Genomic DNA, 23,676 nt, shown 5'->3' on the forward strand with positions numbered 1-23,676 from the left:
CGGCCTGCTGTTTATTCAACAGCAGGCCGCAGCATCTGCCCGCGCAGCAGCAGGCGCCTTCCTCGCGCTCGGAAGAAATCCCAGTTAAATCAATCGCATGGGCCATATGAAGGCGCTGGCCCGGTAGTTGCTATCTAAAGCTTAGAGAGCCGCATTAACACTTATCAGAAGGAGCAAGTCAGTGAACAAGCCCGCAATAAAGATACTATCGATCGCCGTGCTGCTGTGCTTTTCCGCCGTGCTGTCGGCTGCGCCGGAGGACGCCTCCAAAGCCGCAACACCGGCCGCTGGAAAGGCATGGGCCTATACCACGCCGACCCAGCCGACGGTCCCCGTGGTCAAGCAAAAGGCCTGGGTGCGCACGCCGGTCGACGCCTTCGTGCTCGCCAAGCTTGAAGAGAAAGGCCTGAAGCCATCGCCGGACGCCGACCGCGCCACCTTCATCCGCCGCGCGACGCTGGACACCTGGGGCCTGATCCCGACGCCTGAAGAGGTCAAGGCCTTCGTCAACGACAAGTCGCCGGACGCCTATGAAAAGCTGGCCGACCGCCTGCTGTCGTCGCCGCATTACGGCGAACGCCAGGCGCGCCGCTGGCTGGACCTGGCGCGCTATGCCGACAGCGCCGGTTTCCAGAACGACACCACCCGTCCGAACAACTTCCGCTACCGCGACTACGTCATCAACAGCTTCAATGCAGACAAGCCGTTCGACCGCTTCACCCGGGAGCAGCTGGCTGGCGACGAGATCTGGCCTGACAGCCAGGAAGCGAAGATCGCCACCGGCTTCCTGGCCGGCTATCCGGACAACTCGAACTCGCGCGACCTGGTGCAGCGCAAATACCAGATCGCCACCGACATGACGGACCTGGTCGGCGAGACCTTCCTCGCCGCCACCGTCGGTTGCGCGCGCTGCCACAATCACAAGGCGGACAAGCTCACCCAGAAGGAATACTTCCAACTGCAGGCCTACTTCGCCAACACCAGCTTCGACGAAAAGGCGCCGGCCGCCAAGGGTGAAGGCGAACTGGCTTACGAGAAGCAGCAGAACGCCTACCGCGAAGCGACCAAGGATATCCGCGCGCAGCAGAAAGCCATCCTGGACTCCGTGCGCACGGTGGCCGTCAAGTATCACAAGGAACGCTACCTGACCGACAGCCGCGAGGCCATCTTCAAGCCGGAAACGGAATGGAACGCGATGGACCGCTGGGTCAACTTCCGCCTGAAGTCCGTCAGCTCGGAGCAGGACGTGGTGGCCTACCTGAAGCTGACCGCCGAAGACAAGGACACGCCGGACTACAAGCCGGAAAACGTCGAGAAGTGGAAGCAGTACCAGAAGCTGACCGCCGACCTGAAGAAGTTCGACAAGCTGCGTCCTGAAAAAGGCAGCCTGACGCTGACCACCGCCACCGAGCTAGGTCACCCCGACGCGCCGCCGACCTTCGTCCGCTTCGGCGGCGTGCATGAGCGGCCGACGGATGAAGTACAGCCTGCGCTGCCGGTGCTGTGGGCCGGCGCCAACGCCAAGCTGGAGATCAAGCCGACCGCCACCTCGTCGGGCCGCCGCACCGCGCTGGCCAACTGGCTGGCAAGCCCGGACAATCCTCTGACGGCGCGCGTGTTCGTCAACCGCGTCTGGAGCCAGTACTTCGCCAACGGCATCGTCGGCACCGTGGCGGACTTCGGCCGCGCCGGCCAGAAGCCTACCCACCCGGAACTGCTGGACTACCTGGCCACGGACTTCGTCAAGCAAGGCTGGAGCGTCAAGAAGCTGCATCGCGAGATCCTGCTGTCGAGCGTCTACCGCCAGTCCTCCGGCCAGCGCGACGATGTGCTGAAGGTCGATCCGGACAACAAGCTGCTGGCGGTCTATCCACGCAAGCGCCTGGAAGCCGAGGAAATCCGCGACTCGCTGCTGGCCGCATCCGGCCAGCTGGAAGACAAGATCGGCGGCCCTGCCGTATTCCCGCCGGTGCCGTCGAACTTCAATGCCGGCAATCTGTGGACGCCGTCGAAGGATCCGGCGGAGCAGAACCGCCGCAGCGTGTACGTGTTCGTGCGCCGCAGCGTTCCGTATCCGCTGATGCAGAGTTTCGACCTGGCCGATCCGTCGCATGCCCATCACAAGCGCGACGTCACCACCACGCCGCTGCAAGCCCTGACGCTGTTCAACAGCGACGTGGTGTTCGGCTGGTCGCAGGCTCTAGCCGGCCGCGTGATCCGCGAAGCCGGCAAGGATGAATCGGCGCAGATCAACCGTCTGTACGAGATCCTGTTTGCCCGCGTTCCGAACAAGAACGAAAGGGCGGCGCTGAAGGACTTCCTCGACAAGGAGGAAAAAATCATCCTGGCCAAGAACGCGCAAGGCAAGTTTGAAATCGCCGTGCCATCGGGCCTGAAAGAGAATCAGCAAGTTAATCCGGTCCGGGCGGCGGCGTTTGTCGACCTGGTTCACGCAGTCGCCAATTCCAACGACTTCGCCTACCGCTTCTAATCATTCATACAAAGGACAGCACCATGAGTATCAATTCCCGTCGCGACTTCCTGCTTAAATCCAGCCTGGGCCTGAGTGCCGGCGCCCTCACCGGCCTGCTGCCGGGCGGAGGCCTGCTGCACGCGGCCAGCGCCGCCGAGCTGGCCGATCCGCTGGCGCCGAAGCAGCCGAACTTTCCGGCCAAGGTCAAGTCCGTGATCTGGCTGCACATGAATGGCGCGCCAAGCACGCTGGACCTGTTCGACTACAAGCCTGACCTGATCAAGCTGGCGGGCCAGGACGTGCCGGCCTCCTTCCTGAAAGGGATCAAGACCAGCACCCAGGGCGGCGTCGGCAAGCTGTATGCATCCAAGCGCACCTGGAAGCAGCACGGCGACAGCGGTTCGTGGTTCTCGGACCTGGTGCCGAGCATCGCCACCCAGTCCGACAAGATCGCCTTCATCAAGTCCAGCGTGACGGTCGGCGCCACGCACGACATCTCGATCCTGAAGCTGAACACGGGCGACCTGAGTCCTGGCCGTCCGTCGCTGGGCGCGTGGGTCAGCTACGCGCTGGGCTCGGCCAATCCGGACCTGCCGCCGTATGTGGTGCTCTACAACGGCAAGAGCGAGCCCAGCGCCGGTTCGGTCAACTGGAACTCCGGCTTCCTGCCGGCGGTATATCAAGGCACGGCCTTCCGTCCGGGCCCATCGCCTATCCTGTACCTGGAGCGTCCGGAGCTGCGCACGGCGGCCCAGCAACGCGCGTCGCTGGACCTGCTCAAGCGCCTCAACAACGACGGCGCGGCGCGCTACTCGGCTGATACCGAGCTGAAAGCCCGCGTGCGCTCCTACGAACTGGCCGACCGCATGCAGGTGGCCGCGCCGGAAGCCGTGGACCTGACCAAGGAAAGCGACGCCACCAAGGAACTGTATGGCCTGAACGACGAAACCAGCGCCAGCTACGGCACCACACTGCTGCGCGCGCGCCGCCTGGTGGAACGCGGCGTGCGCTTCATCCAGGTGGTGTCCGGCGCGCCGGACGGCCAGACCGAAATCACCAGCTGGGATGCGCACAGCGAACTGGAAAAGAATCACACCGTCAACGCCCGCATGATCGACAAGCCGATCGGCGGCCTGCTGGCGGACCTGGAGGCTCGCGGCCTGCTGGAATCAACGCTGGTGGTGTGGACTTCGGAATTCGGCCGCACCTCATATGGCCAGAGCGGCAATGGCCGCGACCACAACCCCTGGGGCTACACCCAATGGGTGGCGGGCGGCGGCATCAAGGCCGGAACCACCTACGGCGCCACCGACGAAATCGGCCTGCAGGTGGCGGACAAGGACAAGGCGGTCGACACCTACGACCTGCATGCGACCGTGCTGCAGCTGCTGGGCCTCGACCACCTGAAAACCACATTCCTCAACAACGGCCGATCGGAGCGTCCGACCGTCGTCTACGGAAAAGTCATCAAAGAACTGCTGGCCTAAGAGAGAAAATACCCATGAAAAAATACAGCATAGCCATGATCCTCGCACTGGTCGCCGCAGCGGCCCACGCCGGCGACACCAAGGTAGTCCTGACCGGCGCTGAAGAAACGCCGGCCGTCGCCACCAGCGCCAGCGGAAACGGCACGATCTCGGTCGGCGCCGGCGCCGAGCACGCGGTCAGCGGCGGCATCACCACCAAGGAAGTGCAGGCCACCGCCGCGCACATCCACCTGGCCGCCCCGGGCAAGAGCGGTCCGCCGGTGATCACGCTGGCCAAAACCGGCGACAACACCTGGTCCGTTCCGGCCGGCGCCACGCTGAACGACGAGCAGTACGCCAGCTACCTGGCCGGCAACCTGTATATCAACGTGCACAGCGCCGACCACAAGCCGGGCGAGATTCGAGGCCAGTTGCGTCCATGAGGTCAGGTAAAGCCATTTTAGTGATTGCGGTGTCGATGCTGCTGTCGGCCGGAGTCCGGTCGGCGGAGGAGCTCAGCGTCGACCTGATGCAGACCATCGAGGACACCAACAAAAGCCTGTCTTCCAATATCGCCCTCAGTAACAAGCAAGGCGCCACCGCCGACGCGAAGGAGCTGACGCAGATGTTTGCGGAGGTCGAGACATTCTTCGACCACAAGGGCGATGCGAAGAACGCGGTGGACCTGGCGAAGCAGAGCAAGGACCTGTCATCCGAGATCGTCGGCTACGTGGCGGCCAATAATTTTGAATCGGCCACCACGGCGGCCACCACGCTGTCGCGCACCTGCCGTACCTGCCACACGTTTTACAAGAAGGAGTAGCTTATTTTCAGAGTATCGCGGACGGCGGCGAAGTTACTGACGCTGTTGCTGACAATGATGCTGCCGCCTGCCCTCGCCGCGCCGCCGGGTGATCCGGTGGCAGGCAGGGAAAAAGCCGACACCGAGCGATGCCTGGAATGCCACGGCGCCGCCGGCGAAGGCCAGGGCTTCAGTAACGGCGCCGACGGCAAGTTCGCCAAGCTGGGAGGCCAGTATCCGGCGTATATCGTCAAGCAGATACAGGACTTCCGCAGCGGCAAACGCAAGCACGAGTTCATGAAGATGATGGCGACCGGGATCAGCGACGCCGACCTGGCCGACATCGCCGCCTACTTCGCCACGCTGCCGGCCCTGGCCGGCACTCCGCGCGCCGCCTCGGCCACGGCGCCGGACGCCATGGCCCATCCGGCCGCGCGGCAGCTGTATGCGCAAGGCGACCCGGCGCGCAAGCTGCCAGCCTGTATCGCCTGCCACGGTGAAGGCGGCAAAGGCGTGGCGGGTGTGGCACCGGTGATCGGCGGCCAGGGGCAGCGCTACCTGGAGCAGCAACTGCAGGACTGGCGCAACGGCAGCCGCAACAACAGCGCCGGCGGCGTCATGAACCAGCTGGCGGCGCCGCTGACCGACGCCGAGATCGAATCGCTGGCGCGCTACGTATCCGAGATGTAGTCATCCAACCAAAACAGGAATATCAATGAAAAAACTGATCATCGCATCACTGCTGGCCGCAACGGTCATCCTGCCGGCCAGCGCCGCGCTCAGGGAAGGCGACGCCGCACCGGCCTTCAAGGCCCAGGCTTCGCAGGCCGGCAAGGCTTTTGCCTTCTCGCTCAAGGACGCGCTGAAGAAAGGCCCGGTCGTGGTCTATTTCTACCCTTCCGCCTTCACCGGCGGCTGCAACATCCAGGCCCACACCTTCGCCGTCAATCATGACAAGTTCAGCGCCGCCGGCGCCACCGTGGTGGGCGTCTCGCTCGACAGCATTGCGCGCCTGAACGAATTCTCGGCCGATCCGAACTACTGCGCCGGCAAGTTCCCGGTCGCGGCTGACGCCAACGGCGACATCGCAAAATCGTACGATCTGGCGATCAGGGAAATCGCCGCCGGCAAGAAGGATACGCGCGGCATCGAGATCGACCACGCCGCCGCCGAACGCACCACGTTCATCATTACGCCGGACGGCAAGATCGCCGCCACCGTGGGCGGCCTGACGCCTGAAGCCAACGTCGAGAAGGCGCTGGCGACGGTGCAGCAGCTGGCCCAGCATCCTTCCAAAAAATCCTGATGAGGCGCGGACGATGAAGAACCTCACAATCTGGAAACCTCACCTGGCCGTCGCCATCGCCGCGGGCGTGGCGCTGGTGGCAGCCGACCTCACCGCCCATGCACAGACCACCGCCGCTGCCGCGCTGACACCCGCCATCGCCGGCGTGGTGGCAGCCGGCACGCCGATACAGCTGATCAAGGAAGGCTTCACCGGCACCGAGGGCCCGGTGGTACTGCCAGACGGCAGCCTGATCTTCACCGAGACTCAGGCCAACCGCATCACCCGCATCGCCGCCGACGGCTCCACTTCCACCTTCCTCGACAACACCAACGGTTCCAATGGCCTGGGCTTCACCGCCAACGGCGACCTGTACGCGGTGCAGGTGCTGAAGCCGCGCGTCGGCATCGTCTATCCGGCCTCGCATGCGCGCACGCTGGCGGATCAGTATGAAGGCAAGCCTTTCGGCCGCCCCAACGACCTGGTGGTCGACCGCAAGGGCAGTGTCTACTTCACCGATTCCGGCGCTCCGCCCCGTCCTGCGGGCACGCCGGCGCCGGCCGAACAACCGGTGGTCGCCAAGCCCGCCGTGTACCACATCACGCCGTCAGGTGAACTTCAGCGCATCGCCGCCGATATCGAGCGCCCGAACGGCATCCAGCTGAGCCCCGACGAGAAGGTGCTGTATGTCGCCAACACCGCCGGAGAACACGTGCTGGCCTACGACATCGCCGCCGACGGCAGCATCGGCGCTCGCCGCAATTTCGCCAAACTGGAAGGCTGGCGCAAGACGGACACCGGCACCAGCAGCGGCGCCGATGGATTGGCGGTCGATGCCAGCGGCAGGCTGTATGTGGCGTCCACCGCCGGCATCCAGGTCTTCTCGAACAAGGGCGAGGCACTGGGCATCATCGCCTTGCCGAAAGCGCCGCAGAACCTCGCCTTCGCAGGCCCGGACAAGAAAACCCTGTACGTCGTCGGACGCGGCGCCGCTTACAAGATCGCCCTGCTGGCGGAAGGCTACGGCGGACGCGCCAAGTAGCGATTTTTAACCTCACGATGGAAAAACGATGAATCAACGACTCAAGAAAATCCTCGCACCATCCCTGGCGATCGCCCTGCTCGCCGGTTCCGCCAGTGTGCTGGCACAGCAAGCGCCGAAGCCGGAGAACCTGATCAAATGGCGCCAGTCGGCGTTCCAGATCGTGGCCTGGAACACAGGCCGCATCAAGGCATCGGTCGAAGGCACGTACAACAAGGACGAAGTGCAGCGCGCCGCCAACGTCATCTCCGCCATCGCCAATTCGGGCCTGGGTGGACTGTTTGCGGCCGGTACAGAACAGGGCAAAGGCTGGCACGACACCAGCGCCAAGCCGGAACTGTTCAAGGATCCGAAAAAATTCGCCGACCTGAACGCCAGCTTCGGCAAGGAGGCCGGCGAACTGGCGACCGTGGCCGGCGGCGGCGACGTCGCCGCCATCAAAGCCCAATTCGGCAAGCTGCAGCGCACCTGCAAATCCTGCCATGACGACTTCAAATCCAAAGACTGAACATGACTACTTTCTTACGTAAATCCGCGCTGATCTGCGGCGCCGTCGCGGCGTTGTGCCTGGCCACGGCGGCTTCCGCGCAAACGCCGGCGCCCGCACAGCAACCGAACACCGCGCGTTCAACCGACCCGGCCAAGCCGTTGAGCTTTTTCGTCACCAGCGAAGGTTTGGGCAAAGGCGCGGACCTGGGCGGCCTGGCCGGTGCGGATGCGCACTGTCAAAAACTGGCCGAATCGGTCGGCGCCGGCAAGCAGACCTGGCACGCCTATCTGAGCACGCAGGCGGCCGATGGCAAGCCGGCCGTCAACGCGCGCGACCGCATCGGCAACGGGCCGTGGTTCAACACGCGGGGCGCGGCGGTGGCCAAGGATGTCGCGCACCTGCACGGCGATACGCTCGATGCGGCCCGCCTCGGCAACAACCTGACCCGCACCACCGTCTTCACCGAAAAGAACGAACCGGTGAAAGGGGCAGGCGACAAGCCGAACGAGCATGACATCATTACCGGTTCGCAGCCGGACGGTCGTGCCTTCGCCGACGCGGCGGATCACACCTGCAAAAACTACACCAGCAGTGCCGCCGAAGGTTCGGCGCAACTGGGCCACTTCGACCGCACCGGTGGCGGCAACTCGTCGTGGAACGCGGCGCATCCAAGCCGCGGCTGCGGCCAGGCCAACCTGGTCGCCACCGGCGGCGCCGGCCTGCTGTACTGCTTCGCCACGAACTAAGCTAAGGAACAGCATGGCAGCGAAAGAAGTGATATTCGGCGATAGCGCCCGCAGGCGCATAGTTTCCGGCATCGACATTGTCGCCAATGCGGTCCGGCTGACACTCGGCCCCAACGGGCGCAACGTTGTGCTGGAACGCGGCCATGCGAGCCCCGTGCTGACCAAGGACGGCGTGACCGTGGCACGCGAGATCGACTTTGAAGATCCACTGCAAAACATCGGCGCGCAGTTGATCAGGGAGGTGGCGGCCCGCACCGGCAACGACGCTGGCGACGGCACCACGACCGCTACTGTATTGGCGCAGTCCATTGTTCGCGAAGGTCTCAAATATGTCAGCGCTGGTTTCAGCCCGATGGAGCTGAAGCGTGGCATAGACAAGGCCGTGATGGCCATCGTGGCCGAACTTGCGGCGTCGGCCCGGCCACTATCGGGCAATCGCGAAATCGCGCAGGTGGCTACCGTGTCGGCCAACGCAGATGCTGTCATCGGCGGGATCATCGCCAGATCGTTCGGGCGCGTCGGCAACGATGGCGTGATCACAGTGGAAGACGGTCCGTCGCTTGAGGACGATCTGGTCATCGCCGAGGGATTGCAGTTCAAGCGCGGCTATCTGTCGCCCTACTTCATCAGCGATGCGGAACGGCAGGTGGCGGAGCTGGAACGGCCGTTGATACTGCTGGCGGATGCCAAAATAGCCAACGTGCGCGAACTGCTGCCGTTGCTGGAGCTGGTGGCCAAGACAGCGCGCCCGCTGTTGATCGTGGCGGAGGATGTGGAGGGCGAGGCGCTGGCGGGGCTGGTGGTCAATCATTCGCGCGGCTTGCTGAAATCTGTGGCGGTCAAGGCGCCGGGGTTTGGTGAACGGCGGCGCGACAGCCTGGAGGATCTCGCCGCGCTGACCGGCGCTCGCGTGGTGTCTGCCGATTCAGGATTGCCCCTGGCGCAGGTCACGCTGGCGGACCTTGGCGAAGCGCGCCGCGTGGAAGTGGGCAAGGAACACACTATCGTCATCGATGGCCGCGGCGCTGAGGAATCGATACAGGTACGCACGGGCCAGATCAAGGCGCAGATCGATGCCACGCCGGCCGGCTACGACCGCGACAAGCTGCAGGAGCGGCTGGCAGGACTGGCGGGCGGCGTAGCGGTTATCCGCCTCGGTGCCGCCACCGAGGCGGCGCTGTCGGAGAAAAAGGCGCGACTGGAAGACGCATTGCATGCCACCCGCGCGGCGCTGGCCGAGGGCATAGTGCCCGGCGGCGGCGTGGCCCTGCTGCGTGCGCGCCAGTCGCTGGGAAAGTTGCGCGGTGCGAACGCCGATCAGGATGCGGGCATCGCCATCGTCCTGCGGGCGGTGGAGGAGCCGCTGCGACAGATCGTAGTCAACAGCGGCGGCCTGCCGGCGGTGGTGCTTGCGCGCCTGCTGCAAGGCAGCGGAAACTTCGGCTACAACGCCGCCGATGGCGGCTACGGCGACCTGCTTGAACTGGGTATACTGGATCCGGCCAAGGTTACGCGCGTGGCGCTACAGAACGCGGCCTCCGTGGCCGGCCTGCTGCTGTCCACCGAGGCCGGCATTTACTCCATCCCGTTGCCGCCATCGGCGGACGATCATCATCATCACGAAGAAGCGGCGTAACACCGCGCCTCGGCTCAGTTCTGCGGGGCTTTGGCGATATTCTCCGCGATCGACTTGCCGATATCGGAATCGGCCGGCACCAGCGCCAATATCTTCTTCCACGGCTTGACCGCATTGGCGACGTCGCCCCGCTCAAGTGCCGCGCTGCCCGACAAAGCCAATGCCTGAATATGGTTCGGATCGATGGCCAGCGCGCGACCGATCAAGGCTTCCGGTTCGCCGACCAGCGTGCGGTTCAGCGTCATGCCCAGCACCACCGCATAGTCCACCAGCAGATCCGGGTTTTGTGGCTCCAGCGCGAGCAGGTGGCGGTATGCGTCGGCGGCCAGGTCGAAGCGGCGCAGCGTTTCGTAGGACCGGGCCAGCATACGCCAGCCATCCGCATCGTCCGGCTGCTTCGCCAGCCGCTGCGCCAGGCGGGTTACCATGCTTTCGATCTGCTCCGGCCCGACCGCGCGGGCGGCGATGGCCTGCACCGATTCCGGTGGCGGCAGCAGCCCTTTCGGATTGCCGATCCCTGCGTACAGCGAGGCGGCCAGCACAGGCAACGCGACCGCAATCAACACCAGCGGCCAGCGCTGGCGCGACGCTGGCGTGCCGTCACCGCCAGCCTCGCGGCGCAAAAGGACGGGCAACACGAAAGCCAGGCTACAAGCCAGCATCACGCCGGCGATCAGGATAAATCCGGTCATGTCTTTTCCTCCCGCTGTCGCAAGATGTACAGCAATGTGGCCATTCCGGCGGCCAGCAACAGGAACGGTCCTATCCACAACAACCAGGTGTTTGGTTTGAACGGCGGACGATACAGCACGAAGTCGCCGTAGCGTTGCACCATGAAGTCGATCACGTCCTGCTCGGAACGCCCTTGTGCCAACTGCGTTCGCGCCTCGTTCTTCAGGTCCAGAGCCAGCTGCGCATGCGAGTCGGCGATGGTCTGGTTCTGGCAGACCAGGCAGCGCAGCTGCTCGGCCACATGATTGACGCGTAATTCAAGCGCGCCGTCGGCTTGCGGTGCTGCCTGCACGATGCAGCACAGCGTCGCCGCGCAGAACGTCAGCAGCAGGCGGCGCAGTTCAAGCATGATTCAACTCGCGTATCAGCGGCAGCAGCTTGTCGCGTATCAGGTCCGACGTCAGCGGGCCGGTCAACTTGAGCCGGATCTGCCCCCGTTTGTCGATGACGAAGGTCTCCGGCACGCCGTAAACGCCGAATTCGATGCCGGTCTTGCCATCGCCGTCGAAAGCCGACACCAGATACGGATTGCCGAATTCCCGCAACCATCTCTGGCTGTCGCCACGCGCGTCGTTGTAGTTCAAGCCGACGACCGGCGCCGCGCCCAGCCGGGAGAACTCAAGCAGCACCGGATGCTCGGCGCGGCAAGGCGCGCACCACGACGCCCACACATTCAATACCCACACCTTGCCATCCATGTCCTTCGACCGGAAGGTGCGCCCTGCATCCTCCACCTGCGGCAGCGCGAACGCCGGTGCGCGCTTGCCGATCAGCGGCGAAGGAATTTCCTGCGGCTTGAGCCGCAAGCCAACGCCGAGGAAGATCAGCAGCACAAGAAATCCACCCAAGGGCAACAGATATCGTTTCATGTTCAACTCCAGTTCAAGCGGGAACGACGGCGGACGATGTCACCGCACGCGACTGGCGCGCCAGCCGGTAGCGCCGGTCCGACGCGGCCAGCAAGCCGCCGCCGGCGATGATCAGGCAGCCCGCCCATATCCAGCCGACAAACGGCTTGTACTGCATGCGTACCGCCCAGGCGCCGCCTTTGGTTGGCTCGCCCAGCGACAGGTAGATGTCGCGCGAGAAGCCGCGATCGATCGCCGCTTCCGTCATCGGCATCTGCTGCACCGTGTAGTAACGCTTTTCCGGTTGCAGCAGCAATACCTTTCCATCCGTGTTGCGTACTTCGAAGGTGGCGCGCGCGGCGATGTAGTTGGGGCCATCCACCTTGTTCAACGCCGTGAAGCTGTAGCGCCAGCCGTTGCTGACGATGCTGTCGCCCACCCGCATGCTGGCGTCGGCCGATACTTGGCCGCCATTGACCAGCGTGACGCCGACCACGAACACCGCCACGCCGGCATGCGCGGCCAGCATGCCCCAGTAGCTCAGCGGCTGCTTGGCCAGATGGCGCATGAACGGCACGCCCTCCCCCGGTTCGGCAAGACGTTGATACAGATGCAGCGCGGTCCCCAGCAATATCCACACGGCCAGCATCAGGCCGCCCGCCACTGCCGGCGACACCTTCCACCCAAACCACGCGGTCAACCCGAGCAGCAGCGCCGCCTGCGCGATGCGCGAGACGCGCGCCAGAACCGTGCGCAGCGACGCGGACTTCCATTCGACGAATGGTGCGGCGGCCATCAATAGCAGCACAGGCAGCATCAGCGGCACAAAAACCGCCTCGAAGTACGGTGCGCCGACCGATATCTTGCCGAGGTCCAGCGCATCCAGGAACAGTGGGTACAAGGTGCCCAGTAATACCGTGGCGGCCGCGGTCAGCAGCAGCACGTTGTTCAGCAACAGCAGCGTCTCGCGCGAGAACAGCGCGAACCTGCCGCCCAGCCCCACCGACGGCGCACGCCATGCATACAGCGTCAGCGAGCCGCCGATCACGATCGCCAGGAACACCAGGATGAACAGGCCGCGGCGCGGATCGGTGGCGAAGGCATGCACCGACGTCAGCACGCCCGAGCGTACGAGGAAGGTGCCGAGCAGCGACAGCGAGAACGCGACGATCGCCAGCAGCACCGTCCAGTTCTTGAAGCTGCCGCGTTTTTCCGTCACCGCCAGCGAGTGGATCAGCGCCGTGCCGACCAGCCATGGCATGAAGGAGGCGTTTTCCACCGCGTCCCAGAACCACCAGCCGCCCCAGCCCAGCTCATAGTAAGCCCAGAAGCTGCCCATGAAGATGCCCAGCGTGAGGAAGGACCACGCCACCAGCGTCCATGGACGCGACCAGCGCGCCCACGCCGCATCCAGTTCTCCGCTCAGCAGCGCCGCGATGGCGAACGCGAACGCCACGGAGAAGCCGACATAGCCCATGTACAGCAGCGGTGGATGGATGATCATGCCGAAATCCTGCAGCAACGGATCGAGATCTCGGCCGTCACGCGCGGCCGGCAGAAGACGGTCGAACGGATTGGACGTGAACAGCATGAACAGCAGGAAGCCGACGCTGATCCAGGCCATGACGGCCAGTACGCGCGCCGTCATGGCGGCCGGCAGCCGGCGGCTGAACACCGCGACCGCGAGCGTCCACAACGCCAGTATCTGCACCCACAGCAGCAGTGAGCCCTCGTGGCCTCCCCAGACGGCGGCCACGCGGAAGTGCAGCGGCAGCATGGAGTTGGAATTGGATGCCACGTATGCCACCGAAAAATCGTTGGCGATGAAGGACGCCAGCAGGCAGCCGAAGGCGAAACTGATAAACGTGAACTGTCCCGCCGCCGCCGGCCGCGCCAAGGCGATCCAGCGCCGGTTACCGCGCCAGGCACCCAGCAACGGCAGGCTGCCCTGCACAAGCGCCAGGCACAATGCCAACATCAATGCGAAGTTGCCGAGTTCTGGGATCATTTGTCCACCTTGGCGGTCTGGCGGCCTTTTTTCAACGCGTACGCGGCGTCCGGCGGCATGTAGTTTTCATCGTGCTTGGCCAATACCTCGTCGGCGACGAAGCGGTGGTCGTCGCCCAGTTTTCCCTGCGCGACCACGCCCTTCCCTTCCTTGAACAGGTCCGGCAGGATGCCGCGATAGTGCACAGGCAAGCTGCGCACGGTGTCCGTGACAACGAAGCTGACGGTGACGCCGTCGGCTTCCCGTTTCAGGCTGTTCGGCTCGACCATGCCGCCCATGCGGAAGCTCTTGTTGCGTGGCGCCTCGCCGGCCAGGATCTGGCTGGGCGTAAAGAAGAACACCAGGTTCTTTTGAAACGCCGACAGGACCAGCCAGGCCGCGAGCAGCAGCGCGCCCAAGGCGGCGGCCAGCAGCGCCAGGCGTTGTTGACGGCGTGTCATACGCGCTTCCCGACCGCCTTGCGCGCGGCGCGCCAGCGCAGGATCAGCGCTGATTGCTCGCCTGCGAGGGCAATCCCCACGACGGCGAACGAACCCCATACATACCTGGCGTATCCGCCCATTGCGATGAAATCGCTCCAGCTATCCCAATTCATCGCTGCTCCGTGATGTAGCGTTGTACCCATTCCGTGTGCCGTTCGCGCTCCAGCACGATCGTCCGCAACCTTTGCAGCGTGGCGGCGATGGCGTAGGCCCACAGGGCCAGCGTCATGATCAGCATCCCTTGCAGCATCAGCGTCGCCATCGTTGGCGCGCTGCGCAGCGATACCGACGAGCCTTGATGCAGCGTGTTCCACCACTGGACGGAAAAATAAATCACCGGCACGTTGACCACGCCGACCAGCGCCAGCACGGCGCCTGCGCGGTCGGCGCGGCGCGGATCGTTGATCGCCGCCTGCAGCGCCATGAAGCCGATGTAGAGGAACAGCAGTATCAGTTCCGACGTCAGGCGCGCGTCCCACACCCACCATGCGCCCCATGTCGGCTTGCCCCACAGCGCGCCGGTCCACAACGCCAGGAAAGTGAACAGCGCGCCGGTCGGCGCCAGCGCGCTGGCCATCATCGACGACAGCCTTGTGTTCAGCACCAAGCCAACGGCGGCCCAGAAAGCCATCGCCAGGTAGATCAGCATCGACAGCCATGCGGCGGGAACGTGCACGAAGATGATGCGGTAGGCATCTCCCTGCTGGTGATCGGTCGGCGCCACGAACAGGCCGATATACAGGCCGGCTATCGTCAGTAGCAGCGCGGCGGACAGCAGCCACGGTATCAGGCGGCCGGCCACCGGAAAGAAAGCCTGCGGCGCGGCGTAACGCAGCCAGCTGCCCGCGCGCGCGGGCCCGTCTGCGGCGGGGTAAGGTGTTCGGATACTCAGCACGGTGGTGTTCCTTTTCTATTCATTCAAGCGAAATGCGTAATGCCGATGCGGTAGCCCACGGCGACAACGCCGCCGCGCCGGCCAGCAGGCCGCCCAGCAGCAGCAGGTTGGCTTCGGCGGCACTGCTGCCGGCCTCCGCCACCGCCGCGCCGGCGCCAAAGATCAGCACCGGTGCATACAGCGGCAGTACCAGCAATGCCAGCAGCACGCCGCCGCCACGTACGTCCAGCGTCAGCGCTGCGCCGATGGCGCCCACCAGGCTTAACGCCGGCGTGCCGACCAGCAGGCTGATTGCCAGCGACGCCGTGGCCTGCGGGCCCAGGTCGAACTGCAACGCCAGCACAGGCGTCAGCAATACCAGCGGCAGGCCGCTGATCAGCCAGTGCGCCACCACCTTGCCGGCGACGATCAGCACCAGCGGCTCGGACGACAGCAGCATCTGCTCCAGCGTGCCGTCGGCATGATCGAGGCCGAACAGGCGGTTCAGCGCCAGCGTGCTGGCCAGCAGCGCGGCCACCCACAGCACGCCCGGCCCCAGTGTGCGCAGCAGCTCCGGCTCCGGTCCGACACCCAGCGGGAACAGCGTGCAAACGATGACGAAGAACACCAGGGTGCTCAACACATCGGCGCGGCGGCGGAACGCCAGCAGCAGGTCGCGCCGTATCACATGGCCCAGCGCGGTCAGCATGGCAGCAACTGGTCGAGGTCGAACTGCTCCAGGCGGCGCGCCTGCAGCGCCTGCGCCTGGTGCGTGGTGTAGACCAGCATGCCGCCGGCGGCGAGGTGCCGGTTCAGCGTGCGGCACAGCGACTGCACGGCGGCGGCGTCCAGCGCGACAAACGGTTCGTCCAGCAGCAGCAAGGGCGGCAACGGCTCGACCGCCAGCCGCGCCAGCGCGACGCGGCGGCGCTGGCCCTGCGACAAGGCCCGTGCCGGCAGGTCGGCGGCACCGCCCAGCCCCACGCTGACCAGCGCCACCACCGCCTGCTCACGGTTGCACGTTACGCCGGACAGGGTGCTGGCGGTGGCGACGTTCTCCCATGCCGACAGGTCGTCCTTGACGGCGCTGGCGTGGCCGCAGTAAATCAGATGCCGGTGAAAATCCTCGCGCAGCTTCTGGATAGGCTGACCGTTCCAGCGCACTTCTCCCGCCAGCGGCCGGCCAAGGCCGCACAGCAATCGCAGCAGACTGGTTTTTCCACTGCCGTTGCCGCCCTTGAGCCACAAGGCTTCGCCGCTTTGCAGCTCGAGATTCAGATCGCTGAACAGCTGTCGCTCTCCGCGCGCGCATGCCAGCTGGTGCGCCTGCAGACGCATGGTTGCCGCCGCCATCAGTGCTGCAGCAGTTCGCCGTGGCCGCCCGCGACGGTTCCCACGGCTGCGATGTCCGCGCCGGCTTCGAAGCCGATCAGGCCGAAACGCTTCAAATGCGTGCGCAGGATGTTGCGGCTGATGCCCAACACCCGCGCGGTCTGCACCTGGTTGCGGTTGCAGGTGTCGAACGCGGTGCGGACCAGGCCCTCCTCCAGCCGCTCGAATAGGTCCGGCTGGTCGGCGTCGATCATGCTGTTGACCAGCACCGACAACTGCTGCAGGAAGCTGTCCGCATTCGACAGCGGCGCGGCCGCCACCGGCGCCTGCCGCGCGTGATGGTTCTGGTGGCGGTGCGAGATGCCCGTCAACTTCAAGTCTTCGGCCTGGATCTGGTTGTCGCGGCAGACGATCAGCGCAAAGTGGATGACGTTTTCCAGCTCACGAATATTGCCCGGCCATTCGTAGGACAACAGCGCCAGCTTGGCGTCCGCCGACAGCGTGACGTTCTCCAGTTTCAGCTTGCCGCTGTAGACATCGATGAAATGACGCGCCAACGGCAGGATGTCGCCGGTGCGCTCACTCAGCGGCGGCAGATGCACGGTCGCCACGCCGAGGCGGTAGTACAGGTCGGAGCGGAAGCGTTCGGCGGCAATCGCCTTGTGCAAGTCGACGTTGGTGGCGGCCACCAGGCGTACGTTCAACGGAATCGGGTGACGCGCGCCCAGGCGCACCACCTGGCGCTCCTGCAGCACGCGCAGCAGCTTGACCTGCAACGCCAGCGACAGGTCGCCGATCTCGTCGAGGAACAGCGTGCCGCCGTTGGCCGCCTCGAACCAGCCGGAACGCGCCTGCGTGGCGCCGGTGAAGGCGCCCGCCTCATGGCCGAACAATTCGGCGTCGATCAGCGATTCGCTGAAGGCGCCGCAGTTGACGGCGACGAAGGGACCGCGACGTTCGCTCTGGTTGTGGATGTGGCGCGCAATCAGCTCCTTGCCGGTGCCGGTCTCGCCGATGATCAGGGTCGTGGCGTCGCTGCGCGCGATACGCTCCACCTGCTGCAGCAGCTCCGACGAGCGCGGATCGTGAAACAACATCGCCTTGGCGCGGATCGACAAGGTCATTCCTGACTGATCGGGGAAGGTAAGTAGTTTGTCCACGGCGGTTCCCGTTGTTGATAAGAAGTCATGCCAGCGTAAGGGGATTTTTGTGCGACGCACACGAATCATTTTGTACATCTAAATTCACATTCTGGATAAAGAAGCCCTTCTCCCTCTTGTGCGCTGGTGCGGCATGCGGCACGGGCCGCGAAGAAAACGTAAAATTATTTTTATCGCAGTGTTGTATTTTTTTGCTGCGTCGCGAGGTGCTGCGAAACCAACATGGAATCAACAGATAAGCAACAGTTGTGCAACACTGTCACAAACCGGAACGCTGCCGCGTCTAACCATCATGACCGACCAAAACTCCCCCGCCGAACTGGCCACATTTGCCGCGCTGCGTCCGCGGCTGTTTTCAATCGCCTACCGCATGCTCGGCACCCGCGCCGACGCCGAGGACGTGGTGCAGGATGCCTGGCTGCGCTGGCACGGCAGCGAGAAGGAGGCGGTGCAATCGGCCGAGGCGTGGCTGGTGACCATCACCACCCGGCTGGCGATAGACCGCCTGCGCTCGCGCATGGCCGAGCGCGAATCGTATGTGGGCTGGTGGCTGCCGGAACCCATCGTCGAGATGGACGAGCGCACGCCCGAGAGCAGTGCCGAAATGGCCAGCGAAGTGTCGATGGCGTTCCTGTGGGTGCTGGAGCGTCTGTCGCCGGAGGAGCGCGCGGCGTTCCTGATGCGGCAGGTGTTCGATCACGATTACGCGGATATCGCCAACATGCTGGGCAAGAGCGAATCGGCCTGCCGCCAGATGGTGCATCGCGCGCAGGAGCGCGTACAGCAGCAGAAGCCGCGCTTCGACGTGCCGAAGGAGCAGCACCACGACCTGCTGGGTAAGTTCATGGAGGCGGCCAAACTGGGCGACCGTTCCGCAATGAAGGCGATGATGGCGGACGATGTACAACTGGTGGCCGACGGCGGCGGCAAGGTCAACTCTTTCCTGCACATCCTGCACGGCGCGGGACGGGTGGCTGGCGTCTACTGGTCGCTGGAATACCAGAATCCGACGCAGGTCGCCTACCGCCAGGCGCGCGTCAACGGCGAGCCCGGACTGGTGCGTTATGTGAACGGCAAGCTGGAATCGGCGCAGTCTTTCCTGGTGGAGGACGGACGCATCGTTTCGATCTTCATCGTGCGCAATCCGGACAAGCTGACCGGCGTGCCGCAATTTATTTGAGTTTTTTTGCGTGGGCTGTCACAAGACGGCAAACCGCCCCGTCTTACAGGTATGGAGGGCGCAATGGTGTGCCCTCTACCTGACAGAAAGGCCTCATCATGAACCACGCTGCCCGTCTCAACTTCTTCCAACTCGCTCCGGCCAACCTGCAGGCCATGATCGCGCTGTCCGGCACCGTCAAGAAAAGCTCGCTGGGCGCGCGCCTGGTGGAGCTGATCAATCTGCGCATCTCGCAAATCAACGGCTGCGGCGTGTGCGTCGACATGCACTGGCGCGACCTGATCAAGCAGGAAGCCAATCCACGCCACGTGAACGCCATCGCCGGCTGGCGCGAAGCGCCGTTCTTCAGCGACCGCGAACGCGCCGCGCTGAACTGGGCCGAAGCGGTCAACGCGATTCCGCACCAGCATCCGACCGACGCCGATTTCGCGCTGCTGAAGGAGCATTTCAGCGACAACGAAATCGCTGAAATGAGCTACGCCATCGCCGTGATCAAGGGTTGGAACACCATCAACGCCAGCCTGCGCAACCAGATCCCGGAAGTGCCGGCGCCAGGCTTCTAAAAAATACGGGCCGCCTGGGCGGCCCATATTCACGACATCAGAACGAGTACTGCACCTACGAACTGAAGCTAATCCCGCTAAAGCAGCGGAGGCCTGACTTTAACGGCCACACCCGCGACGATCTCATAGGGCACACGCACTAACGGTCCTTCGCCCCCAAAGTCCCCGGGATTACGGGTAATAATGATCCGCCCGGATGCTTCCGCAGTCGCTCGGATAATACAATCTGGGAGCCTGAATTTAGGCGGGTGAGCGATACTGTTGCCTCGGATCGTCGTTGCACGGCGCATGATGTCGTTGTTCGGATGCACAACGCGAATGCCAGCGTCGTCAAGGAAGGCTTGAAACTGAACCTTGGCGGGCTCGTCCATCACGCATGCCACTTCCATCCAGGTGATTGAGCTGATGATCGCGTCGTCGTAGCTCAGAATCTCCAACGCTGCAGCGGCATGGCCGTTCAGGTTGTCTATCAGGATGCTGCTATCAAAAAGTGCTATCGCCATTCGGCACGCATCTCGCGTTGATAGTCGCCCCCATCTTTCGGCTTGGTCGGGTCATCCTTCCATATGCCATGCACACTCATAATGGCGGCCAAGCGTTTGGCGCGAGCGGCGCTGGGCTTTTGCGCGGTCAGCAGGTTTAGCAGCTGCAGCTTGGTCATATGTGTCGGATCGATGCTACGGGCACGTGCAGCGGAATGCAGCACCGCCATCTCGCGATCATCCAATTCCACGGTAAGTTGCTCCATGACATACCTCAAATCAGTCACCACTACAGGTAGTGTATAGCATTTGAGCGGAACTGCCAGCGTCCGGGTCTCAGGCTGCGGCGAGCACCTTGCCGACGACCTCGCAAACACGGTCGACGTCGTCCATCGACATATCCGCATGCAGTGGCAAGGTGACGGTTTCGCGCGCAATGCGCTCGGCGTTCGGGAACTGGCCGTCGGTGTAGCCGTATTGCCGGCCGACGGTGGTCAGATGGCAGGCTTCGTAGGACATGCCGGTGCCGATACCCTGCTCCTGCAACGCGGCGCGGAAGCTCTTGCGCGTGTGACCGAACTGCTCGTATGGAATCAGCACATTGAACATGTTCCAGCTTTGGCGCGGCTGTCCTTGCGGCGGCAGCACCACGCCGGGCAGTTGCGGAAAACGCTCGAAGTAACGCCCGGCCAGCGCCGCGCGCTGTGCCAGGAAGCGCGGCAACTGCTTCAGCTGATGGATGCCGATCACCGCCGCTACGTCGGACATATTGAATTTTCCGGCGGCGATGGCGACATCGCGCGTGTCGTCCGGTAGACGCTGGATGCCGTGGAAGCGCAGCACGTCGACCAGTTTGGCCTCGTCCTCGCTGGCGACGACGATGGCGCCGCCTTCGATGGTGGTCATGTTTTTATTCGGATGGAAGCTGAACGTGGCGATGTCGCCGAAGCCGCCGATCGGCTGGTCCTTCCAGTACGAGCCCTGCACCAGCGCGGCGTCTTCGATCACGCGCAACTGATGGCGTTTGGCCAGTGCGTAGAGCGCGTCGATGTCGCCCAGGGCGCCTGGGAAGTGCGTCGGCATGATGGCTTTGGTGCGCGGCGTGATGGCGGCCTCCACCTGGGCCAGATCGATGGCACGGGTATGCAGGTCGCAATCGACGAACACCGGCGCGGCGCCGACCTTGACGATCATGTTCATCGCAGAGAAGAAGCTTTGCGCCGAGGTGATGACTTCATCGCCGGGACCGATGCCGCAGACCTGCAGCGCAATCTCCATCGCGCCGGTTGCCGACGTGACGACGCGTGTAGGCCGCGAACCAAAGCTCTCCGATAACGCCCGCTCAAGTTCGGCCACCTTTGGGCCGGTCGCTATCCAGTTGGAGCGCAGCACGGCGGCTACTGCCTGGATAGTGTCTTCATCGAGTTGAGGTTGGGCGAATTTGAGCATGATGTGGCCTGCGCGGCAGAACTGGGAAAACCGATTCTAGCAGCGCCAGTGAATGCCCGCTTCGCAACACCTTAGTTCGTCAGGTCTGATTTGACGAAGTACTTGCGCGCATAGGTCAGCAACTGGCCGTCGTTCGGATGATCGACGGTTTCGACACTGATCACTTTTTCAGCCGTTTCGCCATAGCTCTTGGCCATGTGGCGCATGAGCACAAGCTTTTCCACACCGGGGCCGACCACCAGGATCTGCTTGGCGTCGGTGACGGCGGCGATCACTTCGTCCATGTAGGTATGGTCAGGCTCGGCGCGGTTGTTGCCGGTAACGCCGGCTTTCTGATGCTGCGAGGTGGTTTTAATGACTTCCGTCATGGCGTCATCACGCGTGAAATGGATGACATGAGCTTCGGTCTGGTCGAGCCAGACGACTGCGTGTTGGAACGGCATGGGGATTTTCCTTGAGGTGGGGATGGCCGATAAGAAGGCCAGTGCGTGCAGCTTGCGCGCCTGTCCTCTGCCCGTCTGTACGAAACCGTACCCAGCTGCCATTCAATCAAAGATTTCGGCCGGCGTCGCGCGTCTCCAGTACCTGGTCGATCAGGCCATATTCCACGCCCTGGCGGGCCGACATGTAGTTGTCGCGGTCCGAATCCTTTTCGACCTGCGCCAGCGTTTGCCCGGTGCGCTCGGCCATGATGGTGTTAAGGCGGTGACGCTGGTACAACACTTCACGCGCCTGGATTTCGATATCGGACGCCACGCCCTGCGACCCGCCGTGCGGCTGGTGGATCATGATGCGCGCGTTGGGCAAGGCATAGCGCTTGCCTTTCGCGCCGGCGGCGAGCAGGAAGGAACCCATGCTGGCGGCGAAGCCGGTGCACAGGGTAGATACGTCGGGCCTGATGAACTGCATCGTGTCGTAGACCGCCATGCCGGCATACACCGAGCCGCCCGGCGAATTGATGTACAGCGAAATATCCTTGTTGGGATTGTCCGATTCCAGGAACAGCAACTGCGCGACGATCAGGTTGGCCGATTGCTCGGTCACCTCGCCCACCAGGAAGATCACGCGCTCCTTCAGCAGGCAGGAGTAAATGTCGAAGACGCGCTCGCCGCGCGCGGTTTGTTCGATGACGGTGGGTACCAGACCCAGTCCCATGGGAGAATTCGAAGTCATGATCGTCCTTTGGCGGTGGAGTTGAATCACGGAGTTGACTCACTGCCCGCTTGACGTCCGCGGCCGGGTGCCGTGTGACGCGAAAAAAATATATAGTTGGCGTGTCACATCCGGGCGCCACCAAGCGTCAAGTGGTACCACCACCGCAACAGGAGATTCAATATGCCACGCACCACCGATACCGACTGCGCCATGTTCGAGCAACTGCGCCCGCGCCTGAAGGCGATCAGCAGCCGCATCGTCGGCAGCGAGGCGGAGGCCGAGGATATTGTGCAGGACTGTTTTCTCAAGTGGCATGGCGCCGAACAGGGGACGCTGACAACGCCGGCGGCGTGGCTGACTACTGTCGTGCAGCACCAGTCGATCGACCGCCTGCGCAAACGCGGCCGGGATGCGGTGGCGGCACGCGTCGCAATGGAACTGGTGCCCGATGTGCCGCCTGCATTGCCGGAGGATGAGCTGCTGCGACGCGCTGAACTGGGTGAGGCGCTGGCCCGCTTGCTGGCATGCCTGACGCCGTCCGAGCGCCTGGCGCTGGTGCTGCATGAAGTCTTCGAGTGCGAACATGCCGACATTGCGGCGGCGCTCGGCACGAAGACGGTCAATGCGCGGCAGTACCTGGCGCGTGCGCGCAGGCGGCTGCGTGAGGAGAAGGATGAGGCGTCATCGGACGAAAAACTGTGCCGCGAACTGGTGCTTCGCTTCCAGGCCGCGATCAACTGCCGGGACGTACCGGCGATGGTGACGCTGCTTGCTGACGAACAGCCGATGTCCGTGCACGAAACCCCGCAGTTGCGGATCCGCGTTGGCTCATGTGCCAATGATGCGTGGTATGGCCTTGCGTTGGCAGCCTAAAGACGTCTACAAGTTCAGTTGTTCCGGCAAGATGCCCAGCGCCAACGCGATCTTTTCACGGGTCGATTTACGGAGCTTTTCGCTATTTTCCTGGACGGCGTAGGACGGCTGGGAAATCCCGAGCCTGCCGGCAACTTCCGCTTGGGTCAGCCCAAGATATTCGCGCCACGCGCGGATCGGCGTAACACCGTCCTTGATGATCTTGCCGACCACGGCGTTAGGAACGTCGCGTGCTGGCACTTGCTTGGTCAGCACCAGGTAATCATTGTAGGGAATGACAGCGAACGCGGGCTGGCCATCCGGTCCGTTCAAGAACTGAATGTTAGTAAGTGCGTTCATTTCGCTTTGCTTGAGATGTTCAACCATAGGATTCACAAATTATAGCCAAGGTATGGTTTTATTAAAAAATAGGCTATAACGCGAAGCGGCCTTAATATTTGGTCGAGCTTCCATACGGAATTAGATGATGTAAAGCAAAAAACCGCCTCCGGCGGTTTCTAGTCGGACGAATCGGAGAGGCCGTTGGCGTTGAAGCCCCAAGCCCCCCCCCCCGCGCCCCCCCAGCCGGGGGGGATACCAGCGGCCCCCCCCCGGCCCC

The 23,676-nt window shown here is 63.7% G+C and carries 29 protein-coding genes; 13 read left to right on the plus strand and 16 right to left on the minus strand.

The genetic code is table 11. The features are described 5' to 3' along the window. Positions 1–181: 181 nt before the first annotated feature. From ACCD07_RS20450 to groL, 10 genes are read left to right on the plus strand one after another with little or no spacing between them, the layout of a single operon-like run. Entirely contained in the window at positions 182–2,491 is a 2,310-nt protein-coding gene (locus ACCD07_RS20450) for a DUF1549 and DUF1553 domain-containing protein (protein ID WP_413448396.1), read from the plus strand. A 23-nt stretch (positions 2,492–2,514) separates the two neighbouring features. Continuing rightward, on the plus strand, positions 2,515–3,960 hold the full coding sequence (locus ACCD07_RS20455) for a DUF1501 domain-containing protein (protein ID WP_176655062.1): 1,446 nt from the start codon (positions 2,515–2,517) through the stop codon (positions 3,958–3,960). 14 nt (positions 3,961–3,974) lie between these two features. After that, complete coding sequence (locus tag ACCD07_RS20460) at positions 3,975–4,382, plus strand: CHRD domain-containing protein (protein WP_413448397.1); 408 nt, start codon at positions 3,975–3,977, stop codon at positions 4,380–4,382. Further along, the gene (locus ACCD07_RS20465; protein ID WP_413448398.1) at positions 4,379–4,762 is read left to right on the plus strand and encodes a hypothetical protein; all 384 of its coding nucleotides are present in this window, start codon (positions 4,379–4,381) and stop codon (positions 4,760–4,762) included. The genes ACCD07_RS20460 and ACCD07_RS20465 overlap by 4 nt, the downstream gene beginning before the upstream one ends. A gap of 54 nt (positions 4,763–4,816) precedes the next feature. Continuing rightward, positions 4,817–5,431, plus strand: a complete 615-nt coding sequence (locus tag ACCD07_RS20470) for a c-type cytochrome (RefSeq protein ID WP_413448399.1) — start codon at positions 4,817–4,819, stop codon at positions 5,429–5,431. Positions 5,432–5,456: 25 nt separating this feature from the next. Then, the gene (locus ACCD07_RS20475) at positions 5,457–6,047 is read left to right on the plus strand and encodes a peroxiredoxin (RefSeq protein ID WP_413448400.1); all 591 of its coding nucleotides are present in this window, start codon (positions 5,457–5,459) and stop codon (positions 6,045–6,047) included. Positions 6,048–6,060: 13 nt separating this feature from the next. After that, positions 6,061–7,068: an SMP-30/gluconolactonase/LRE family protein gene (locus ACCD07_RS20480; RefSeq protein ID WP_413448401.1), complete on the plus strand. Its 1,008-nt coding sequence runs from the start codon at positions 6,061–6,063 to the stop codon at positions 7,066–7,068. A gap of 28 nt (positions 7,069–7,096) precedes the next feature. Next, positions 7,097–7,576, plus strand: coding sequence for a cytochrome c (locus ACCD07_RS20485; protein WP_176655057.1), 480 nt, complete (start codon positions 7,097–7,099; stop codon positions 7,574–7,576). Positions 7,577–7,578: 2 nt separating this feature from the next. Next, positions 7,579–8,304 carry a lectin gene (locus ACCD07_RS20490; protein WP_413448402.1) on the plus strand — a complete coding sequence of 242 codons (726 nt, stop codon included), beginning with the start codon at positions 7,579–7,581 and terminating at the stop codon, positions 8,302–8,304. Positions 8,305–8,317: 13 nt separating this feature from the next. Beyond that, a complete protein-coding gene (gene groL, locus ACCD07_RS20495; RefSeq protein ID WP_413448403.1) occupies positions 8,318–9,940 on the plus strand; it encodes a chaperonin GroEL in 1,623 nt (540 codons plus the stop codon). A 14-nt stretch (positions 9,941–9,954) separates the two neighbouring features. Here groL and ACCD07_RS20500 read toward each other — a convergent pair whose 3' ends face one another. The 10 genes from ACCD07_RS20500 to ACCD07_RS20545 are packed head-to-tail and all read right to left on the minus strand — an operon-like array spanning position 9,955 to position 17,376. Continuing rightward, the gene (locus ACCD07_RS20500) at positions 9,955–10,632 is read right to left on the minus strand and encodes a tetratricopeptide repeat protein (RefSeq protein ID WP_413448404.1); all 678 of its coding nucleotides are present in this window, start codon (positions 10,630–10,632) and stop codon (positions 9,955–9,957) included. Continuing rightward, entirely contained in the window at positions 10,629–11,021 is a 393-nt protein-coding gene (locus ACCD07_RS20505; protein WP_413448405.1) for a cytochrome c-type biogenesis protein CcmH, read from the minus strand. Before ACCD07_RS20505 ends, ACCD07_RS20500 begins: the two co-directional genes overlap by 4 nt. Next, positions 11,014–11,541: a DsbE family thiol:disulfide interchange protein gene (locus tag ACCD07_RS20510; protein WP_176655052.1), complete on the minus strand. Its 528-nt coding sequence runs from the start codon at positions 11,539–11,541 to the stop codon at positions 11,014–11,016. Before ACCD07_RS20510 ends, ACCD07_RS20505 begins: the two co-directional genes overlap by 8 nt. A 13-nt stretch (positions 11,542–11,554) precedes the next feature. Then, on the minus strand, positions 11,555–13,528 hold the full coding sequence (locus ACCD07_RS20515; RefSeq protein WP_413448406.1) for a heme lyase CcmF/NrfE family subunit: 1,974 nt from the start codon (positions 13,526–13,528) through the stop codon (positions 11,555–11,557). After that, the gene (ccmE, locus tag ACCD07_RS20520) at positions 13,525–13,968 is read right to left on the minus strand and encodes a cytochrome c maturation protein CcmE (RefSeq protein ID WP_176655050.1); all 444 of its coding nucleotides are present in this window, start codon (positions 13,966–13,968) and stop codon (positions 13,525–13,527) included. The genes ACCD07_RS20515 and ccmE overlap by 4 nt, the downstream gene beginning before the upstream one ends. After that, positions 13,965–14,123 carry a heme exporter protein CcmD gene (ccmD, locus tag ACCD07_RS20525; protein ID WP_176655049.1) on the minus strand — a complete coding sequence of 53 codons (159 nt, stop codon included), beginning with the start codon at positions 14,121–14,123 and terminating at the stop codon, positions 13,965–13,967. The genes ccmE and ccmD overlap by 4 nt, the downstream gene beginning before the upstream one ends. Then, a complete protein-coding gene (gene ccmC / locus ACCD07_RS20530; protein WP_413448407.1) occupies positions 14,120–14,905 on the minus strand; it encodes a heme ABC transporter permease CcmC in 786 nt (261 codons plus the stop codon). Before ccmC ends, ccmD begins: the two co-directional genes overlap by 4 nt. A 19-nt stretch (positions 14,906–14,924) precedes the next feature. Then, positions 14,925–15,593 carry a heme exporter protein CcmB gene (ccmB, locus tag ACCD07_RS20535; RefSeq protein ID WP_413448408.1) on the minus strand — a complete coding sequence of 223 codons (669 nt, stop codon included), beginning with the start codon at positions 15,591–15,593 and terminating at the stop codon, positions 14,925–14,927. Further along, the gene (ccmA, locus tag ACCD07_RS20540; RefSeq protein ID WP_413448409.1) at positions 15,587–16,237 is read right to left on the minus strand and encodes a cytochrome c biogenesis heme-transporting ATPase CcmA; all 651 of its coding nucleotides are present in this window, start codon (positions 16,235–16,237) and stop codon (positions 15,587–15,589) included. The genes ccmB and ccmA overlap by 7 nt, the downstream gene beginning before the upstream one ends. Continuing rightward, positions 16,237–17,376 (minus strand): sigma-54 interaction domain-containing protein, encoded by a 1,140-nt coding sequence (locus tag ACCD07_RS20545; protein ID WP_413448410.1) that lies wholly within the window; start codon positions 17,374–17,376, stop codon positions 16,237–16,239. Before ACCD07_RS20545 ends, ccmA begins: the two co-directional genes overlap by 1 nt. Positions 17,377–17,668: 292 nt before the next feature. On the opposite strand from ACCD07_RS20545, the gene ACCD07_RS20550 reads away from it, so the two are divergent. Together ACCD07_RS20550 and ACCD07_RS20555 are read left to right on the plus strand one after the other, a co-directional pair. Next, positions 17,669–18,556 carry an RNA polymerase sigma-70 factor gene (locus ACCD07_RS20550; protein ID WP_413448411.1) on the plus strand — a complete coding sequence of 296 codons (888 nt, stop codon included), beginning with the start codon at positions 17,669–17,671 and terminating at the stop codon, positions 18,554–18,556. 98 nt (positions 18,557–18,654) lie between these two features. Beyond that, a complete protein-coding gene (locus tag ACCD07_RS20555) occupies positions 18,655–19,119 on the plus strand; it encodes a carboxymuconolactone decarboxylase family protein (protein WP_413448412.1) in 465 nt (154 codons plus the stop codon). A 77-nt stretch (positions 19,120–19,196) separates the two neighbouring features. On the opposite strand, the gene ACCD07_RS20560 is transcribed toward ACCD07_RS20555, so the two are convergent. From ACCD07_RS20560 to clpP, 5 genes are all read right to left on the minus strand, one after another. Beyond that, positions 19,197–19,622 (minus strand): PIN domain-containing protein, encoded by a 426-nt coding sequence (locus ACCD07_RS20560; protein WP_176655043.1) that lies wholly within the window; start codon positions 19,620–19,622, stop codon positions 19,197–19,199. Next, positions 19,613–19,867, minus strand: coding sequence for a hypothetical protein (locus ACCD07_RS20565; protein WP_176655042.1), 255 nt, complete (start codon positions 19,865–19,867; stop codon positions 19,613–19,615). Before ACCD07_RS20565 ends, ACCD07_RS20560 begins: the two co-directional genes overlap by 10 nt. Positions 19,868–19,937: 70 nt before the next feature. Next, a complete protein-coding gene (locus tag ACCD07_RS20570; RefSeq protein WP_413448413.1) occupies positions 19,938–21,050 on the minus strand; it encodes a DegT/DnrJ/EryC1/StrS family aminotransferase in 1,113 nt (370 codons plus the stop codon). A 71-nt stretch (positions 21,051–21,121) separates the two neighbouring features. Next, positions 21,122–21,493, minus strand: coding sequence for a translational machinery protein (locus ACCD07_RS20575; protein WP_176655040.1), 372 nt, complete (start codon positions 21,491–21,493; stop codon positions 21,122–21,124). A gap of 106 nt (positions 21,494–21,599) precedes the next feature. Continuing rightward, positions 21,600–22,223, minus strand: a complete 624-nt coding sequence (clpP, locus tag ACCD07_RS20580) for an ATP-dependent Clp endopeptidase proteolytic subunit ClpP (RefSeq protein ID WP_413448414.1) — start codon at positions 22,221–22,223, stop codon at positions 21,600–21,602. Positions 22,224–22,385: 162 nt separating this feature from the next. Between clpP and ACCD07_RS20585 the strand changes: the two genes are divergently transcribed. After that, entirely contained in the window at positions 22,386–23,078 is a 693-nt protein-coding gene (locus ACCD07_RS20585; protein ID WP_413448415.1) for a sigma-70 family RNA polymerase sigma factor, read from the plus strand. Between the two features lie 6 nt (positions 23,079–23,084). Here ACCD07_RS20585 and ACCD07_RS20590 read toward each other — a convergent pair whose 3' ends face one another. Continuing rightward, the gene (locus ACCD07_RS20590) at positions 23,085–23,417 is read right to left on the minus strand and encodes a helix-turn-helix domain-containing protein (RefSeq protein ID WP_176655037.1); all 333 of its coding nucleotides are present in this window, start codon (positions 23,415–23,417) and stop codon (positions 23,085–23,087) included. Positions 23,418–23,676: the final 259 nt, after the last annotated feature.

The sequence above is a fragment of the Duganella sp. Dugasp56 genome (assembly GCF_047304105.1).
Classification (GTDB): domain Bacteria; phylum Pseudomonadota; class Gammaproteobacteria; order Burkholderiales; family Burkholderiaceae_D; genus Rugamonas; species Rugamonas hordei.